Genomic DNA, 15667 nt, shown 5'->3' on the forward strand with positions numbered 1-15667 from the left:
GCGGTCCACGGGCCGCTCACCAGGGAGTTCGTTGCCCAGCGGGGTACGGCCAGGGGTGATCTTGCCGAGCCCGTCGGTGGCGGCCGGCTCCTGGCTCCAGGAGTCCCGGCCGCCACTGCCCGTAGGTGAGCACACCCACCGACGTAACAAAACGGGCGTAGCGCAATGAACCGATTGATACTCGGGGTGACTTTCCTGATACTCGGGGTGACCTTGAGCGGGCTGCCCCTCACGCCGCCCGGGTGAACAGAGAGTGGTGCGCCCATGCAGTTCGACGACGACGCCGATCTGGACACGTCCGAGGTCAACGATGTGCGCGGCAGCCGGATCCCAGGCGGCCGCGCCACGGTCGGCGGCGGAATCGTCGGCGTCATCGCGCTGCTGCTCGGCCTGTTCTTCGGCGTGGGGCCCGAGGAGCTCGGGCTCTCGTCGGGCGACACCACGCCGGGGGCGACTTCGTCGTCGCAGGCCCAGGTGAACAAGAGCTGCCGCACCGGATCGGACGCCAACACCAAGGAGGACTGCCGGATCGTCGCGGTGGTCAACAGCGTGCAGGACTACTGGGGCCAGGAGTTCCCGCGGCGCGGCGGCAAGTACTCCCCCGCCAAGACGGTCTTCTTCACCAACCGGGTCAACACGGCCTGCGGCGCGGCGAGTTCGGCCGTCGGGCCCTTCTACTGCCCGGGCGACCGGCAGGTCTATCTGGACCTCGGCTTCTTCAACGAACTGCGCACCAAGTTCGGTTCCAGCGGCGGCCCGTTCGCGCAGGCGTATGTGGTGGCGCACGAGTACGGGCACCACATCCAGAACCTGATGGGCACTCTGCAGAAGGCGCAGGACGGGCAGCAGGGCGCCAACAGCAACGCGGTGAAGGTGGAGCTGCAGGCCGACTGCTACGCCGGGGTCTGGGCTCACCACGCGACGACGACTCCCGACAAGTCGACGGGCCGCCCGCTCATCTCCAAGCTCACCGCCCAGGACATCAAGGACGGCCTGGACGCGGCGGCCGCGGTCGGCGACGACCGGATCCAGGAGAAGTTCCAGGGCCGGGTCACCCCGGAGACCTGGACGCACGGCTCGGCGCAGCAGCGCCAGCAGTGGTTCTACACCGGCTACCAGACCGGCGACATGGGCCGCTGCAACACCTTCGCGCGGTGAGTCCGGGCGCCGACGGGCGTTGTCGGTGCCGGGTGCAACACTGAGATCCAGGTCACAGTCAGCGGCTTGACCCCGGAAGGAGCGATCGGCATGAGCATGTACCCGACGATTCTCTACAGCGATGCGAAGGCGGCGATCCGCCAGCTCAAGGACGCTTTCGGCTTCACCGAGGTGTGTGCGTACGAGGGTGAGGACGGCAGTGTGATGCACGCCGAGCTGTCCTGCGGGACGGGCATGGTGATGCTCGGCTCCAAGGGCCGCGAGGGCCTCTTCGCGAAGGTGATGGCGAACGCGGGCCCGGTGGGCGTGTACGTGGTGGTGAGCGATGTGGACGCGCACTACAAGCGTGCCGCCGAGCAGGGCGTGGAGATCCTCATGGAGCCGACGGACCAGGACTACGGCTCGCGGGACTACATGGCGAGGGACGCGGAGGGCAACGTGTGGAGCTTCGGCACGTATGCGCCGGGCGGCGCGGAGTGAGGCGGTGGGCGCCCCGGCCGCCCTCGGCAGGCCTGCAGAACAAGGGGGTTGAAGACGGCGGACGGGCCGCCCCTGGGGGCGGGCGGCTGTCTCGCTACGCGCGTCGCGCTACACGGAGCCCGTATGGACCTGGAAGGCGGCCCGTCGCACTGCCTTGGCCAGGGCCGGGTCGGGATGGGCCGCGGCCAGGGCGACCAGGACCTGCACGGTGCGCGGATGCCCGACGGCCCGTACCTCGTCGAGCAGTGCCGGGACCGTGCCCTGCACCGCCGAGTCGAGGTGGCGTACGAGCAGTTCGCTCTCTCCGTGGTCGGCCACCGCTGCGGCCGTGTCGACCCACAGCCAGGTGGACTCCTCGCGGGTGAGGACGCCGAGGACGTCCTCGGGATCGGCGCCCTCGTACTCGGCGAGCCAGAGCAGGGCGTAGGGGCGCAGGCAGGTTTCGGTCGCGGCGGCGCGCACCCCGGCCTCGGCGGGCGCTCCCACGACCCGCAGCGCCTCGAAGGCGAGCCCGCGCAGCAGGGCGTCGTCGCCCCGGGCGACGTCGAGGAGCTCGGTGACGGCGCTGCCGACGGTGCGGGCGGCGGTCCAGGCCCGGTACTCGGCGCGGGCCGGGCCCGGGGTGAGGCCGGCGCAGCCGCGCAGCATGTCCTCGGCGGACTGCTCGATGTTCCCGGCGGGGCTCTGCGCGGCGACGCAGATCTGCTCCAGCTTGACCCAGACCGCCCAGTTGCCGAGCGGGGTCAGGGTGGCCTGGCCCTCGCCGAGGACCAGCGCGCCGACGGCGGCGAGCCCGCCCAGGGCCCAGCCGAGCAGGTGCGGCAGGAGCGGAGGCAGGGACACGGGGTCGGGCTGGGGGCCGTAGGGGACCTCGCAGCGTTCCTCGCGGAGTTCGGCGACCCGCTGCCCGAGCAGGTCGAGCAGCGCCGGTACGAGGACCGGCCCGTTGGAGAGCTGGAGGAGGGAGAGCACTTGGGGGACGGCTTCGACGACCTCGGCGACCGCGGTCGGGGCGATGTCCTCCGGCGCGGGGTGGACCAGGGACCAGGCGTCGAACAGGGCGACCCAGCCGCGCAGGACGGCCGCGTCGTCGCGGTCCCAGGCGCGCAGCCGCCAGCCGGGCCGCACCGTGGCGCCGTGCAGCTCGACGAGACCGGCGAGCCGGGCCCGGTCCCAGCCGGCCCGCACCTGACCGGGCGTCAAGCCCAGTGCGGCGGCGGCCCGCTCCGCCACCGGCGCGGGCAGCGGGCCCGGCCGTCCGGGCCCGGGGGCGCCGCCCCGCGCACGCTCGGCGTCGGTCCAGCGGGCGACGCGCACGGCGTCGGCGAGCACCGCCCTGGCCTGGCGGGCCAGTTCGGCGGCGGCCGGGGTGCCCGCGGGCGGCCGGGGCGCCGGCCGGGTGCGCCGGTCGGTCATGGCCCTGCGGGCGGTGGCAAGAGGTCGGGCTTGCATCGGGTGCGGAGCGCGGACAAGCCGCAGTCTGGAGTCGCGCGGCAACTTCTCTTCAGGCTTCCGGGACGTCACGCAGGCAGTCTTCCCCGTCACTGCCCGAAAGCCCAAACGGAATCGGCCACGATCGCCACGCCGGGGGCCGCGGGGGCTGCTGGGGATCCGGGGGCCGTCCCGCGGAGAGTCACGGTCCCGGCACCGCCCGAATGCCGAAACGGAATCTCCCCGTCACGCCGCACCGGGGCCATCGGGTCTGTCGGCGGTCCGGGAGCCACGCCCCGGGCAGACCCGGTCCGGGCACCGCACGAAAGCCCAACCGGAATCTGCGCTCCTGCCCTCATGCCGCACCGGGGGCCTGCCGGGTGTCACATGAGCGGGGTGAGGAAGCGGCGCAGAGTTTCTTCGTAGCGGGCCGGGTCGGCGTTCCACATGGAGGCGTGGGGGGCGTGCGGGACTGTGTGCAGGCTGATCAGTTCCGGGCGGCGGTCGGCGAGTTCGCGCGACGGGCCCCAGGGGGCGAGCGTGTCGTCGGGGCCGTGGAAGAGCAGCGTCGGGACGCGCAGGGCCTTGGGGTCGACGGCTTCCTGGAGGCGGTCGCCGTGGAGGCCGGTGCGGCCCTGGGCGGCCCGGACGGCGAGTGGGAGCAGCGCGCCCGGGGTGCCGTGGGCGGTGGCGAGGGCCTTCAGGGTGAACTCCCAGTCCAGTACGGGCGAGTCGAGCACGATGCCTGCGATGCGCTCGCGCAGTGCGGAGCGGGTGGCGGCGTGCAGGGCCATCGTGGCGCCGGTGGACCAGCCGTGCAGGATGACCCGCCGGGCCCCGGCCCGCAGGGCGTAGCGGATCGCGGCGTCGAGGTCGCGCCACTCGGAGTCGCCGAGGTGGCCGAGCCCGTCCGGTGAGCGGGGCGCGCCGTCGTCGCCGCGGTAGGCGAGGAGGAGCACCGGCAGCTGCTGGCGGTGCAGGAACTCCACGACGTTCAGGGGGTGTTCGCGGGTGGTGCCGAGCCCGTGCACGGCGATCACCCAGGTGGTGCGGGGGCCGGGCACCAACCAGGCGGGCAGCGGCCCGAGTTCGGCCGCGATCTCGACGTCCTGGTACTCGAGGCCGAGGGCAGCGCTCGGGGTGCCGCGGTGCACCTGCGGGGTGAGCCGTACCCGGTCCCCCGGCGCGAGGCTGCCGTGGGTGACCCGCTCCAGACGGCGTACCACCGTGTCGGCGGTGTGCGGGGCGCGGTCGAGGACCTCGCCGACGACGGCGTGGGCGCCCGGTCCCCGCAGGCCGTACGTGCCCGGGCGCAGCGACACGAGCGAGCGGGTCAGGGTGATCCGGCCCGGGGCCGTGGCATGCACGGTCAGCCGGGGGTCGGTGGGCAGCGGACGGCCCGGCGGCGCCTTGAGGGCGGCGTCGCTGGCATGGCGTCCGGCGACGACCGCTGCCGCGCCGACGCCGAGGAGTGTGGTGACGGCCGCGGCCGTCTTCGTAGCGGGGCGCACCCCTCCAGTCTCGGCTCGGGCCCGCCGGGGTGCCAGTGGGCGGAGCCCATCGGGGCGGCGGCCCTACTGCTGGGGCTGCCCGTAGCCGCGCAGCCGTTCGGCGACCTCGTCGAGCTGGGCGGGGCTGAGCAGGGACGGGGTGCGGCCGGGCAGCGCCGAGGCGGTGAGCCAGAGCCGGCACATCCACTCCAGTTGGGCGGTGCGGTCGTAGGCCTGGGCGAGGCCGGTTCCGTAAGTGACGGTTCCGTGGTTCTGCAGGAGACATCCGGTGCGGCTCTCCAGGGCGCGCAGCATGTTCTCGGCCAACTCCTCGCTGCCGTACAGGGCGTACGGGGCGACCCGGACCGGGCCGCCGAGCGCGGCCGCCATGTAGTGGACCAGGGGCAGCTCGGTGACCAGGGTGGACACGGCCGTGGCGTGCACGGCGTGGGTGTGGACGACGGCCCGCGCGTCGGTGTTCCGGTACACCGCGAGGTGCATCGGGATCTCGCTGGTGGGTCGGAGCGCGCCCATCACCTGGCGGCCTTCGAGGTCGACGGCGACGGTGTCGGCGGGGCCGAGCCGGTCGTAGGGGACGCCGGTCGGGGTGACCAGGACCAGCTCGCCGACGCGTACCGACACATTGCCCGAGGTGCCGACGACCAGCCCTTCCGCGGCGGTCCGGCGCGCGGTGTCGATCAGTTCGGCCCATGCCGCGGCGGTCGCCGCCTCGTCGTCGCTCATGCGGCCGATCCTGCCAGGGCCGAGCGGCCGGGATACGGGAGTTCGGTGGTGATCTTCAACTAGCCTCTGGGTGCTTTGTTCCGTACATCATCGGAATTCTCGGGGGGCACCATGGCTCGCGACCGCAATCCTCTTCCGCGCCGGGCCCGGGTGCGCGGCGCGCTCACGGGGTTCCTGGCCGCGCTGGCGCTGGGCTGTGGGGCGCTCGCGGCACTGCCCGCCGCCTCCGCCGCGGACAAGCCGCTCGGCCACGACGTCTCCTCGCACCAGAAGAACGTCGACTGGGGCTCGGCGAAGGGCCTGGGCGCCTCGTTCGTCTATGTGAAGGCGACCGAGTCGACGACGTACCGCAATCCCTACTTCGGGCAGCAGTACGACGGCGCGCGGCAGGCGGGTCTGGTGCGCGGGGCCTACCACTTCGCGGTGCCCGACCAGGCGTCCGGCCGGGAGCAGGCCGACTTCTTCGTGCGCAACGGCGGCGACTGGTCGGACGACGGCTGGACGCTGCCGCCCGCGGTCGACCTGGAGCACAACCCGTACGGCAAGAACGCCAAGGACGGCAGCGGCGGCAAGTGCTACGGGCTGAGTCCGGCCGCGATGACCTCCTGGATCACGGACTTCAGCGACGAGGTGCAGCTGCTCACCGGCCGCCGCCCGGTGATCTACACGACCGCGGGCTGGTGGAACGCCTGCACCGGGCGCAGCCGGGCCTTCGCCGCGCACCACGCCCTGTGGCTGGCCCGGTACGCCGACACGCCGGGCGCGCTGCCGGCGGGCTGGTCGTACTGGACGTTCTGGCAGTTCCAGAACGGGAGCGGGAGCCTGCCGGGTGACCAGAATCTCTTCAATGGGTCTTTTGGGCAGTTGAAGCGGTTCGCGGCGGGCCGCTGAACGGCCTCCGGGGGCCGGCCGGGGGGCCAGAAGTGGCCACGAACACCGACACGCCCGCCCCAGTTCATCTTCCGTTCACTCAGGTTACTTACGTTCGTCCAGCCACTGACGTCGAACGATTGCCTGGGTAAATGGAACACATCACGCTGCTGCTCGCGATTGTGGTCGTGACAGCTCTCGTGTTCGATTTCACGAACGGTTTCCATGACACCGCCAACGCGATGGCCACCACCATCTCGACCGGCGCCCTGAAGCCCAAGACGGCGGTCGCGATGTCCGCCGTGCTCAACCTGGTCGGCGCGTTCCTGTCGGTGGAGGTCGCCAAGACGATCTCCGGCGGGATCATCGACGAAAAAGGCATCAGAACCGAGGTCATCTTCGCGGCCCTGGTCGGTGCCATCCTCTGGAACCTGCTGACCTGGCTGCTCGGTCTGCCCTCCAGCTCCTCCCACGCCCTGTTCGGCGGCCTGATCGGCGCAGCGGTCATGTCGGCAGGATGGTCCTCGGTCAACGGCTCGACCGTGGTCACCAAGGTGCTGCTCCCCGCCGTCGCCGCGCCGATCGTCGCGGGCATCGCCGCGATGCTGGCCACCCGGCTGACGTACCGGCTCAACCGGAACACCGACGAGAAGGCCACCGCCAAGGGCTACCGCGCGGGCCAGATCGCCTCGGCCGGCCTCGTCTCGCTCGCCCACGGCACCAACGACGCCCAGAAGACGATGGGCATCATCACCCTCGCCCTGGTCACCGGCGGTGTGCTGCACCCGGGCGCGAACCCCCCGCTGTGGGTCATCGTCTCGGCCGGTCTGGCCATCGCGATGGGCACCTACCTCGGCGGCTGGCGCATCATCCGCACCATGGGCAAGGGCCTGACCGAGCTGCGCCCGCCGCAGGGCTTCGCCGCCCAGACCGGCGCCGCCACCGTCATCCTGGCCTCCTCGCACATCGGCTTCTCGCTCTCCACCACCCAGGTCTGCTCGGGCTCCGTCATGGGCGCGGGCATCGGCCGCAAGGGCGGCGTGGTCCGCTGGTCCACCGCCTCCCGGATGGCCGTCGCCTGGATTCTCACGCTGCCGGCCGCCGGACTCGTGGGCGCGGGTGCGGAGTTCCTCACCAAGCAGGGCACCTGGGGCATCGTCGCCGTCGCGATCCTCCTGGTCGCCGGTTCGGGCACCATCTGGAAGCTGTCGCGCCGCCAGCCGGTCGACCACCACAACGTCACCGCCGACGAGACCGGCGAGGCCTCCGCGGCCGAGCCCGCCGGTGTCGTCACCACCGCGATCGCCGCGGTCACCCCGCCGCCGACCGCGGCGGCCGCCGCGGCCATCGACCTCAAGGCCACGATCCAGGCCCCGGCCCCGGCGGCCCCTGCCGACCCGCCCACCCCGGCGACGGTCTGACCCGGTTCTCCGGCACAGCTAAGGAATCCTCATGCACATCGACTGGGCAGCTCTCGGCTCCGTCTTCGGCGTCAGCCTCGTGGTGACCGTCGGCCTGGTGGGCCTGTTCACCCTCGGCATCGTCGGCCTCACCAAGCACGAGGCCGCGGCATCCGGCACCGGCAATGTGGCGCTGGCCCGCACCGGCGCGTACGTCTGCTTCGCGGCCTGCGCGGCGGCCGTCGCGTACGGGATCTATCTGATCGTCGCCTGACCCACGGACATCACCCGAACCGCCCTCCGGCCCGCGCCGGAGGGCGGTTCCGTGTGGCGCCGCGCACTCTCTCGCGCCGCAGGTCAACGGCAAGTTGACGGGTGTTCTCGCAGCGTGGTGGACTGCACCGGCCAGCTACGGCGGCAGAAGAGGAAGCCGGTGCGAATCCGGCGCGGTCCCGCCACTGTCACCGGGGAGTGATCCCCGCGAGCCAGGAACTCTCACCGCCGGTCACGTCGAACCAGGGCGCGGACACCCTGAGTGAGGACATACCGCCATGCGCGCCTGCCCGTCGAGACATTCCGGCCCTTCCCGCGACGCCCTGACGGGCTGAGCGGATGCGGGCCGATCGCACCTTCGCCTACGGCGCCACGGCCGGACTCCTCGGCGACCTCCTGCTCGGCGATCCGCGCCGCGGCCATCCGGTCGCCGCGTTCGGACGCGCCGCCGGCGCCGTCGAACGCGTCCTGTGGCGCGACCACCGCGGCCGGGGCGCACTGCACACCCTGGTGTGCGCGGGCGGCGCCGCGGGCGCTGCCGTCCTCCTTTCCCGTGCCGTACGGGGCCGTCCCGCCGCATCCGTCGCGCTGACCGCCGCCGCCACCTGGACGGTGGTGGGCGGCACGTCGCTCGGCCGTGAGGCGCGGGCCATCGGCGGCGCGCTGGCCGCGGGCGACGTCGAGGTGGCCCGGGAACGCCTGCCGCACCTGTGCGGGCGCGACCCGCAGTCCCTGGACGCGGACGGCATCGCGCGGGCCGTCGTCGAGTCGGTCGCCGAGAACACCTCGGACGCGGTCGTCGGCGCCCTGGTGTGGGGCGCGCTCGCGGGCGTGCCGGGCCTGGTGGGCTTCCGGGCGGTCAACACGCTGGACGCGATGGTCGGGCACAAGTCGGCCAGATACCGCAGGTACGGCTGGGCCTCGGCGCGCCTGGACGACGTGGCGGGCTGGCCGGGCGCCCGCCTCACCGCGGTCCTCGCGGCGCTGGCGGGCCCGGACACCAGGGGCGCGGTACGGGCCTGGCGCGCCGATGCCGGCCGGCACCCGAGCCCCAACGCGGGCCCGGTCGAGGCCGCGTTCGCGGGGGCGCTGGGTGTACGGCTCGGGGGCACGCTCTCCTATGCCGGGCGCGTCGAGCACCGGCCGGTCCTCAATGGCTCGGGGCGGACCGTCGAGGTCGCGGACATCGAACGGGCGGTACGGCTCTCGCGCAGGGTGGGCTGGCTGACGCTGGCCGCCTCCGTCGCGACGAGGGCCGCTGTGAGGAAGGGACGTACATGGGTGGCGGGCTGCTGATCGCGGGCACGACCTCGGACGCGGGAAAGAGCGTCGTCACGGCCGGGATCTGCCGCTGGCTGGTGCGCCAGGGCGTCAAGGTCGCGCCCTTCAAGGGGCAGAACATGTCGCTGAACTCGTTCGTCACGCGCGAGGGCGCGGAGATCGGCCGGGCGCAGGCGATGCAGGCGCAGGCGGCGCGCGTGGAGCCGAACGCGCTCATGAACCCGGTGCTGCTCAAGCCGGGGAGCGACCGCTCCAGCCAGGTCGTCCTGATGGGCAAGCCGGTGGGCGAGATGAGTGCCCGCGGCTTCTTCGGGGGGTCCGGGGGGGCGTCCCCCGGGAAGGCTCTGCGCGGAGGGCGGCAACAGGCGCTGCTCGGCACCGTTCTGGAGTGCCTGGAGGAGCTTCGGGGCACATATGACGCCGTGATCTGCGAGGGGGCGGGCAGCCCGGCCGAGATCAATCTGCGGCGTACCGACATCGTCAACATGGGCATCGCGCGGGCCGCGCGGCTGCCCGTCGTCGTGGTCGGCGACATCGACCGGGGCGGCGTGTTCGCCTCGTTCTTCGGGACGACGGCACTGCTCGGCCCCGAGGACCAGGCGCTGGTCGCCGGATACATCGTCAACAAGTTCCGGGGCGATGTGACGCTCCTGGAGCCCGGCATCGAGATGCTGCGCGGCCTCACCGGGCGGCACACCTACGGGATCCTGCCCTACGCCCACGGCCTCGGCATCGACGAGGAGGACGGCCTCAGGGTGTCCCTGCGCGGGGCCGTGCGGGAGTCCGTGGTGGCGCCGCCGGTCGGCGAGGACGTGCTGCGGGTCGCAGTCTGTGCCGTCCCGCTGATGTCCAACTTCACCGATGTGGACGCGCTCGCGGCCGAGCCCGGCGTGGTCGTGCGGTTCGTCGACCGGCCCGAGGAGCTCACCGACGCCGACCTCGTGGTGGTGCCGGGCACGCGCGGCACGGTCCGCGCCCTGGAGTGGCTGCGCGAGCGCGGCTTGGCTGCGGAGCTGGCGCGCAGGGCCGCCGAGGGCCGCCCGGTGCTCGGCATCTGCGGCGGGTTCCAGCTGCTCGGCGAGCACATCGAGGACGAGGTCGAGTCGAAGGCGGGCTCGGTGGCGGGGCTCGGACTGCTGCCCGTACGGGTGCGGTTCGCCGCCGGCAAGACCCTGGCCCGGCCCGTCGGCGAGGCCCTCGGGGAGCCCGTCGAGGGGTACGAGATCCACCACGGCGTGGCCCAGGTGCTGGGCGGGGAGCCCTTCTTGGACGGATGCCGGGTGGGCGCGGTCTGGGGCACTCACTGGCACGGCTCCCTGGAGAGCGACGGATTCCGGCGCCGGTTCCTCGAACAGGTCGCCCGGGCCGCGGGCCGCCGGTTCGTGCCCGCGCCCGACACCTCGTTCGGCGCGCTGCGCGAGGAACAGCTCGACCGGCTCGGCGACCTGATCGAAGAACACGCGGACACCGACGCCCTGTTGAGGCTGATCGAGCAGGGCCCGCCCGCCGGGCTGCCCTTCATCCCGCCGGGGGCGCCGTGAACACCCCCGCGAGCCCGCGGCGTACAGCACTACTCGAAGGAGAGATCGGCACATGAGCACCCGGTATCCGTTCACCGCCGTCGTCGGCATGGACGACCTGCGCCTCGCGCTGCTCCTGAACGCGGTGAGCCCGGCCGTGGGCGGCGTGCTGGTGCGGGGCGAGAAGGGCACCGCGAAGAGCACCGCCGTACGCGCCCTCGCCGATCTGCTGCCCGAGGTGGCGGTCGTGGCGGGCTGCCGCTTCAGCTGCGACCCGGCCGCGCCCGACGCGCAGTGCCCGGACGGGCCGCACGAGAGCGGGCCCGGCACCGCCCGTGCGGCGCGGATGGTCGAGCTCCCGGTGGGTGCGTCCGAGGACCGTCTGGTGGGCGCCCTCGACATCGAGCGGGCGCTCGGCGAGGGCGTGAAGGCCTTCGAGCCGGGCCTGCTCGCGGACGCCCACCGCGGCATCCTGTACGTCGACGAGGTCAACCTCCTGCACGACCACCTCATCGACCTGCTCCTCGACGCCGCCGCCATGGGGTCCTCCTATGTCGAGCGCGAGGGCGTCTCCGTGCGGCACGCCGCACGGTTCCTGCTCGTCGGCACGATGAACCCCGAAGAGGGCGAGCTGCGGCCGCAGTTGCTCGACCGGTTCGGCCTGACCGTCGAGGTCGCGGCCTCGCGGGAGCCCGAGCAGCGCGTCGAGGTCGTGCGGCGCCGCCTGGCGTACGACGACGACCCGGCCGGTTTCGCCGCGCGCTGGGCCGAGGAGGAGGGCGCGCTGCGCGAGCGGATCGTGGCGGCGCGCGAGCTCCTTCCGTCTGTCGTGCTCGGGGATGCGGTGCTGCTCCAGATCGCCGCCACCTGCGCCGCGTTCGAGGTGGACGGCATGCGCGCCGACATCGTGATGGCGCGCACCGCCACCGCGCTCGCCGCGTGGGCGGGGCGCACCGAGGTGACGAGCGAGGACGTCCGCCAGGCCGCGCTGCTCGCCCTTCCGCACCGGCGCCGGCGCAACCCGTTCGACGCGCCGGGCCTCGACCAGGACAAGCTCGACGAGACGCTTGAGCAGTTCCAGGACGAGAACGAGGGCGACGACGATCCGGACCCGGGCCCCGACGGCCCGGGCGGTGGCGGCGGAGGCGGGGTGCCGCCGCAGGGCGACTCCCCGGAGAGCCCCGCCGGATCCCCCGAGTCGTCCGAATCCTCCGACACTGTGGAGCCGCCCGCCGCCCCCGCGCCGAGCGGCCCGGGCGAGCGGGCCGCGGTGAAGGCCGCCGAGCCGTTCCGTACGAAGATGCTGAGCGTGCCCGGGCTCGGCGAGGGCGCGGCGGGCCGGCGCTCGCGGGCCCGTACCGACCACGGCCGCACGACCGGGTCGCGGCGGCCCCAAGGGGCGCTCACCAAGCTGCACTTGACGGCGACCGTGCAGGCGGCGGCTCCGCATCAGCGGGCGCGCGGCCGGTCCGGTCGGGGCCTCGTCGTGCGCCGGGACGATCTGCGCCAGGCCACCCGCGAGGGCCGCGAGGGCAACCTCGTGCTGTTCGTGGTGGACGCGTCCGGGTCGATGGCGGCCCGGCAGCGGATGAGCGCGGTCAAGGGCGCGGTGCTGTCACTGCTCCTCGACGCCTACCAGCGCCGCGACAAGGTCGGCCTGATCACCTTCCGCGGCAAGGAGGCCGAGCTCGCGCTGCCGCCCACCTCGTCGGTGGACGCGGCCGCCGCCCGGCTCGAAACGCTGCCCACCGGCGGGCGCACCCCGCTCGCGGCGGGGCTGCTCAAGGCCCATGACGTGCTGCGCGTGGAGCGGCTGCGCGACCCGTCGCGGCGGCCGCTGCTCGTGGTCGTCACCGACGGCCGGGCCACGGGCGGCCCCGAGCCGGTGGCGCTCGGCGCCCGCGCGGCCCGGCTGCACGCCGCCGGGGGCACCGCGTCGGTGGTCGTGGACTGCGAGTCGGGGATGGTGCGGCTCGGGCTCGCCGGGGAGCTGGCGCGCGAACTCGGCGGCACCGCCGTCACCTTGGACGAGCTGCGCGCCGACTCGATCGCCGGCCTGGTCAAGGACGCAACTGGAACTTCGAGGAGGGCCGCTTAATGCCGCAGGGACAGGTCAGTGTCGTACCCGAGGACGGTCTGACGACCCGTCAGCGTCGTAACCGGCCGCTGGTCATGGTGCACACGGGCATCGGCAAGGGGAAGTCGACGGCCGCGTTCGGGATGGCGCTGCGCGCCTGGAACCAGGGCTGGCCGGTCGGGGTGTTCCAGTTCGTGAAGTCGGCGAAGTGGAAGGTCGGCGAGGAGAACGCGCTGAAGGTGCTCGGGGCGTCCGGCGAGGGCGGCCCCGTCGACTGGCACAAGATGGGCGAGGGCTGGTCGTGGATCCAGCGCGAGACCGCCGAGGGCGAGCCGACGCACGAGGAGAAGGCCCGCGAGGGCTGGGAGCAGGTCAAGCGGGACCTGGCCGCCGAGACGTACAAGTTCTACGTCCTCGACGAGTTCGCCTACCTGCTGCACTGGGGCTGGGTCGACGTCGACGAGGTCGTCTCGGTACTGCGCGACCGTCCGGGCACCCAGCACGTGGTCATCACCGGCCGCAACGCGCCGCAGGCGCTGCTGGACTACGCGGATCTCGTGACGGACATGTCCAAGGTCAAGCACCCGATGGACGCGGGGCAGAAGGGCCAGCGGGGCATCGAGTGGTAGCACGTCTCGTCATCGCGGCCCCGGCGTCGGGCAGCGGCAAGACCACGGTCGCGACGGGCCTGATGGCGGCGTTCGCGCGGTCCGGGCTCGCCGTGTCCCCGCACAAGGTGGGGCCCGACTACATCGACCCCGGGTACCACTCGCTCGCGACCGGGCGGCCCGGCCGCAACCTCGACGCGTACATGTGCGGGCCCGAGCTGATCGCCCCGCTGTTCGCGCACGGGGCGCGCGGCTGCGACCTCGCCGTGGTCGAGGGCGTGATGGGCCTGTACGACGGGGCGAGCGGGCTCGGCGAACTCGCCTCCACCGCCCAGGTGTCCAAGCTGCTGCGCGCCCCGGTGGTGCTCGTCGTGGACGCGTCCTCGCAGTCCCGGTCGGTGGCCGCGCTCGTCCACGGCTTCGCGTCGTGGGATCCCGAGGTGCGGATAGGCGGGGTGATCCTCAACAAGGTCGGCTCGGACCGGCACGAGGCGCTGCTGCGCGAGGCGATGGAGGACGTGGGGGTGCCGGTCCTCGGCGCCCTGCGCCGCGCCCCCCAGGTCGACACCCCGTCCCGGCACCTGGGTCTGGTGCCGGTCGCCGAGCGGCGGGCCGATGCGGTGGACGCGGTGGCGGCCATGGGGGAGCAGGTGCGGGCGGGGTGCGATCTGCCTGCCCTCCTGGCTCTGGCCCGGTCGGCTCCGCCGCTGGGTGCGGAGGCATGGGAGCCGGGGTTCGAACTCCCCCACCCCGCATCTTCCCGCTGCGACATGGGCGGCTCCGCCGCGCGGCCTCCGGCGGTGGGTGGGGACGAGGTTGTCCGGGGGCTGACGCCCCCGAACCCCCGACAGGGCACTATCCAGCCCCTCCGGCGTTTGAGGAGCGGGGGGCCGGGGACAGAGTCCCCGGTTCCGGAAGGGGCGGGGTGGGGAAGAGGCTCCGCGCGGCGGCCCCTCGTCGCCGTCGCCGGGGGGTCCGCGTTCACCTTTTCCTACGCCGAGCACACCGAACTGCTCACCGCCGCCGGCGCGGAGGTCGTCACCTTCGACCCGCTCCGGGACGAGCAACTCCCGCTCGGCACAAGCGGGTTGGTGATAGGCGGCGGGTTTCCCGAGATGTACGCCGCCGAGCTGTCGGCCAACGAACCGCTCCGCAAGGCCGTCGCCGAGCTCGCGCGGTCGGGGGCGCCCGTGGCCGCCGAGTGCGCGGGGCTGCTCTACCTCGCGCGGTCCCTTGACGGGCAGCCCATGTGCGGGGTGCTGGACGCCGACGCGCGGATGTCGGGGCGGCTCACCCTCGGGTACCGGGAGGCGGTCGCGGTGCGGGACAACAGCCTGGCCGTCGCCGGGACGAGGCTGCGCGGCCACGAGTTCCACCGCACGGTGATCGAGCCGGGCGCGGGCACCGACCCCGCGTGGGGCGTCGTGCACCCGGAGCGCCGCGTCGAGGGCTTCGTACAGCAGGGCGTGCACGCCAGCTATCTGCATACGCACTGGGCGGCCCGGCCGGAGGTCGCCCGCCGGTTCGCCGAGGGCTGCGCGAGATGACGTACTCAGCCGGCGATGCCCACCACCAGCCAGATGAACCCCACGCCCGCGACGGTGCACAGCAGCGTCGACAGGGCCGGGTGCTCGTGGTGGGCCTCGGGGAGGATCTCGGCGGCGGCCAGGTACAGGAGCACGCCGCCGAAGAACCCCAGATAGCTGCCGAGCAGCTGCTCCGGAAGGGTGAACAGCAGGGTCGAGGCGGCTCCCACCATCGGGGCGAGCGCGTCGGCGAACAGCATCGCCACCGCCTTGCGCTTCTCGTTCCCGTACAGACTGGTGATCGTGTACGTGTTGAAGCCGTCGGCGAAGTCGTGGGTGATGACGGCGAGCGCCACGGCCACGCCCATGCCGGCGCCCACCTGGAAGGCCGCGCCGATGGCGATACCGTCCATCAGGCTGTGCCCGACCATCGCGGAGGCGACGGTGACGCCGACCTGCGGCGCCCGGTGCTCCCCCGCCCCGTGGGCGGCCTGGCGCACCGCCAGGACCCGCTCGACGACGTGCGCGAAGAGGAAGCCGCCGACGAACAGGAGCAGCGCGCGGGGCACCCCGAAGATGTCGTCGCCGGCCGCGTCCAGGGCTTCGGGAAGCAGGTCGAGCCCGACCACGCCGAGCATGAGTCCGCCCGCGAGCCCGAGCACCAGGTGGCGCCGGTCGGTGACCCGCTGGGCAGTCCAGCCGCCGACCAGGGTCATCAGGAACGCGCCGAGCGCGACGAATACCGCCATGCGCCCTTGCTAACCGACGGGGCCGGTACTCCGCACGTCCACATCCGGTTCCGCCGCCGC

14 protein-coding genes and 1 riboswitch are annotated in these 15667 nt (G+C 73.4%); of the genes, 10 read left to right on the plus strand and 4 right to left on the minus strand.

The features are described 5' to 3' along the window. Nucleotides 1–264: 264 nt before the first annotated feature. Both ypfJ and ABD346_RS07075 read left to right on the plus strand, forming a co-directional pair. On the plus strand, nt 265–1158 hold the full coding sequence (gene ypfJ, locus ABD346_RS07070; RefSeq protein WP_344373024.1) for a KPN_02809 family neutral zinc metallopeptidase: 894 nt from the start codon (nt 265–267) through the stop codon (nt 1156–1158). A gap of 90 nt (nt 1159–1248) precedes the next feature. Next, nucleotides 1249–1638, plus strand: a complete 390-nt coding sequence (locus ABD346_RS07075; protein ID WP_344373027.1) for a VOC family protein — start codon at nt 1249–1251, stop codon at nt 1636–1638. 108 nt (nt 1639–1746) lie between these two features. Here the strand turns inward: ABD346_RS07075 and ABD346_RS07080 are convergent, their stop codons facing one another. The 3 genes from ABD346_RS07080 to ABD346_RS07090 form a co-directional block, all read right to left on the minus strand. Next, nucleotides 1747–3054 (minus strand): hypothetical protein, encoded by a 1308-nt coding sequence (locus tag ABD346_RS07080; RefSeq protein ID WP_344373030.1) that lies wholly within the window; start codon nt 3052–3054, stop codon nt 1747–1749. A gap of 398 nt (nt 3055–3452) precedes the next feature. After that, on the minus strand, nt 3453–4580 hold the full coding sequence (locus tag ABD346_RS07085) for an alpha/beta hydrolase (RefSeq protein WP_344373033.1): 1128 nt from the start codon (nt 4578–4580) through the stop codon (nt 3453–3455). Between the two features lie 63 nt (nt 4581–4643). Beyond that, complete coding sequence (locus ABD346_RS07090; RefSeq protein ID WP_344373035.1) at nt 4644–5303, minus strand: class II aldolase/adducin family protein; 660 nt, start codon at nt 5301–5303, stop codon at nt 4644–4646. A 111-nt stretch (nt 5304–5414) separates the two neighbouring features. Here ABD346_RS07090 and ABD346_RS07095 point away from each other — a divergent pair, with 111 nt between their 5' ends. The 8 genes from ABD346_RS07095 to ABD346_RS07130 all read left to right on the plus strand — a co-directional run bounded on the left by ABD346_RS07095 (nt 5415) and on the right by ABD346_RS07130 (nt 14879). Beyond that, on the plus strand, nt 5415–6194 hold the full coding sequence (locus tag ABD346_RS07095) for a lysozyme (RefSeq protein WP_344373038.1): 780 nt from the start codon (nt 5415–5417) through the stop codon (nt 6192–6194). A 131-nt stretch (nt 6195–6325) separates the two neighbouring features. Further along, nucleotides 6326–7594 (plus strand): inorganic phosphate transporter, encoded by a 1269-nt coding sequence (locus tag ABD346_RS07100; protein WP_344373041.1) that lies wholly within the window; start codon nt 6326–6328, stop codon nt 7592–7594. Nucleotides 7595–7625: 31 nt separating this feature from the next. Further along, nucleotides 7626–7847: a hypothetical protein gene (locus ABD346_RS07105; protein ID WP_189961316.1), complete on the plus strand. Its 222-nt coding sequence runs from the start codon at nt 7626–7628 to the stop codon at nt 7845–7847. A 101-nt stretch (nt 7848–7948) separates the two neighbouring features. Further along, nucleotides 7949–8087, plus strand: a riboswitch (cobalamin riboswitch). A 98-nt stretch (nt 8088–8185) separates the two neighbouring features. Beyond that, the gene (locus tag ABD346_RS07110; RefSeq protein WP_344373045.1) at nt 8186–9142 is read left to right on the plus strand and encodes a cobalamin biosynthesis protein; all 957 of its coding nucleotides are present in this window, start codon (nt 8186–8188) and stop codon (nt 9140–9142) included. Beyond that, complete coding sequence (locus ABD346_RS07115; protein ID WP_344373048.1) at nt 9124–10668, plus strand: cobyric acid synthase; 1545 nt, start codon at nt 9124–9126, stop codon at nt 10666–10668. The genes ABD346_RS07110 and ABD346_RS07115 overlap by 19 nt, the downstream gene beginning before the upstream one ends. Before the next feature lie 52 nt (nt 10669–10720). Then, the gene (locus ABD346_RS07120) at nt 10721–12745 is read left to right on the plus strand and encodes a putative cobaltochelatase (protein WP_344373051.1); all 2025 of its coding nucleotides are present in this window, start codon (nt 10721–10723) and stop codon (nt 12743–12745) included. Next, the gene (cobO, locus tag ABD346_RS07125; protein ID WP_344373054.1) at nt 12745–13353 is read left to right on the plus strand and encodes a cob(I)yrinic acid a,c-diamide adenosyltransferase; all 609 of its coding nucleotides are present in this window, start codon (nt 12745–12747) and stop codon (nt 13351–13353) included. The genes ABD346_RS07120 and cobO overlap by 1 nt, the downstream gene beginning before the upstream one ends. Beyond that, nucleotides 13347–14879 (plus strand): cobyrinic acid a,c-diamide synthase CobB, encoded by a 1533-nt coding sequence (locus ABD346_RS07130; RefSeq protein ID WP_344373056.1) that lies wholly within the window; start codon nt 13347–13349, stop codon nt 14877–14879. The genes cobO and ABD346_RS07130 overlap by 7 nt, the downstream gene beginning before the upstream one ends. A gap of 5 nt (nt 14880–14884) precedes the next feature. On the opposite strand, the gene ABD346_RS07135 is transcribed toward ABD346_RS07130, so the two are convergent. Further along, entirely contained in the window at nt 14885–15607 is a 723-nt protein-coding gene (locus ABD346_RS07135) for a ZIP family metal transporter (RefSeq protein WP_344373059.1), read from the minus strand. Nucleotides 15608–15667: the final 60 nt, after the last annotated feature.

Source organism: Streptomyces mauvecolor (genome assembly GCF_039532965.1).
Classification (GTDB): domain Bacteria; phylum Actinomycetota; class Actinomycetes; order Streptomycetales; family Streptomycetaceae; genus Streptomyces; species Streptomyces violascens.

Bases quoted from the DNA above. Each gene is read 5' to 3' on its own strand.
- ABD346_RS07080 (WP_344373030.1), bottom strand. From the start codon at position 3,054: ATGACCGACCGGCGCACCCGGCCGGCGCCCCGGCCGCCCGCGGGCACC.
- ABD346_RS07105 (WP_189961316.1), top strand. From the start codon at position 7,626: ATGCACATCGACTGGGCAGCTCTCGGCTCCGTCTTCGGCGTCAGCCTC.
- ABD346_RS07100 (WP_344373041.1), top strand. From the start codon at position 6,326: ATGGAACACATCACGCTGCTGCTCGCGATTGTGGTCGTGACAGCTCTC.
- ABD346_RS07110 (WP_344373045.1), top strand. From the start codon at position 8,186: ATGCGGGCCGATCGCACCTTCGCCTACGGCGCCACGGCCGGACTCCTC.
- ABD346_RS07075 (WP_344373027.1), top strand. From the start codon at position 1,249: ATGAGCATGTACCCGACGATTCTCTACAGCGATGCGAAGGCGGCGATC.
- ABD346_RS07090 (WP_344373035.1), bottom strand. From the start codon at position 5,303: ATGAGCGACGACGAGGCGGCGACCGCCGCGGCATGGGCCGAACTGATC.
- cobO (WP_344373054.1), top strand. From the start codon at position 12,745: ATGCCGCAGGGACAGGTCAGTGTCGTACCCGAGGACGGTCTGACGACC.
- ABD346_RS07135 (WP_344373059.1), bottom strand. From the start codon at position 15,607: ATGGCGGTATTCGTCGCGCTCGGCGCGTTCCTGATGACCCTGGTCGGC.
- ypfJ (WP_344373024.1), top strand. From the start codon at position 265: ATGCAGTTCGACGACGACGCCGATCTGGACACGTCCGAGGTCAACGAT.
- ABD346_RS07095 (WP_344373038.1), top strand. From the start codon at position 5,415: ATGGCTCGCGACCGCAATCCTCTTCCGCGCCGGGCCCGGGTGCGCGGC.
- ABD346_RS07115 (WP_344373048.1), top strand. From the start codon at position 9,124: ATGGGTGGCGGGCTGCTGATCGCGGGCACGACCTCGGACGCGGGAAAG.
- ABD346_RS07120 (WP_344373051.1), top strand. From the start codon at position 10,721: ATGAGCACCCGGTATCCGTTCACCGCCGTCGTCGGCATGGACGACCTG.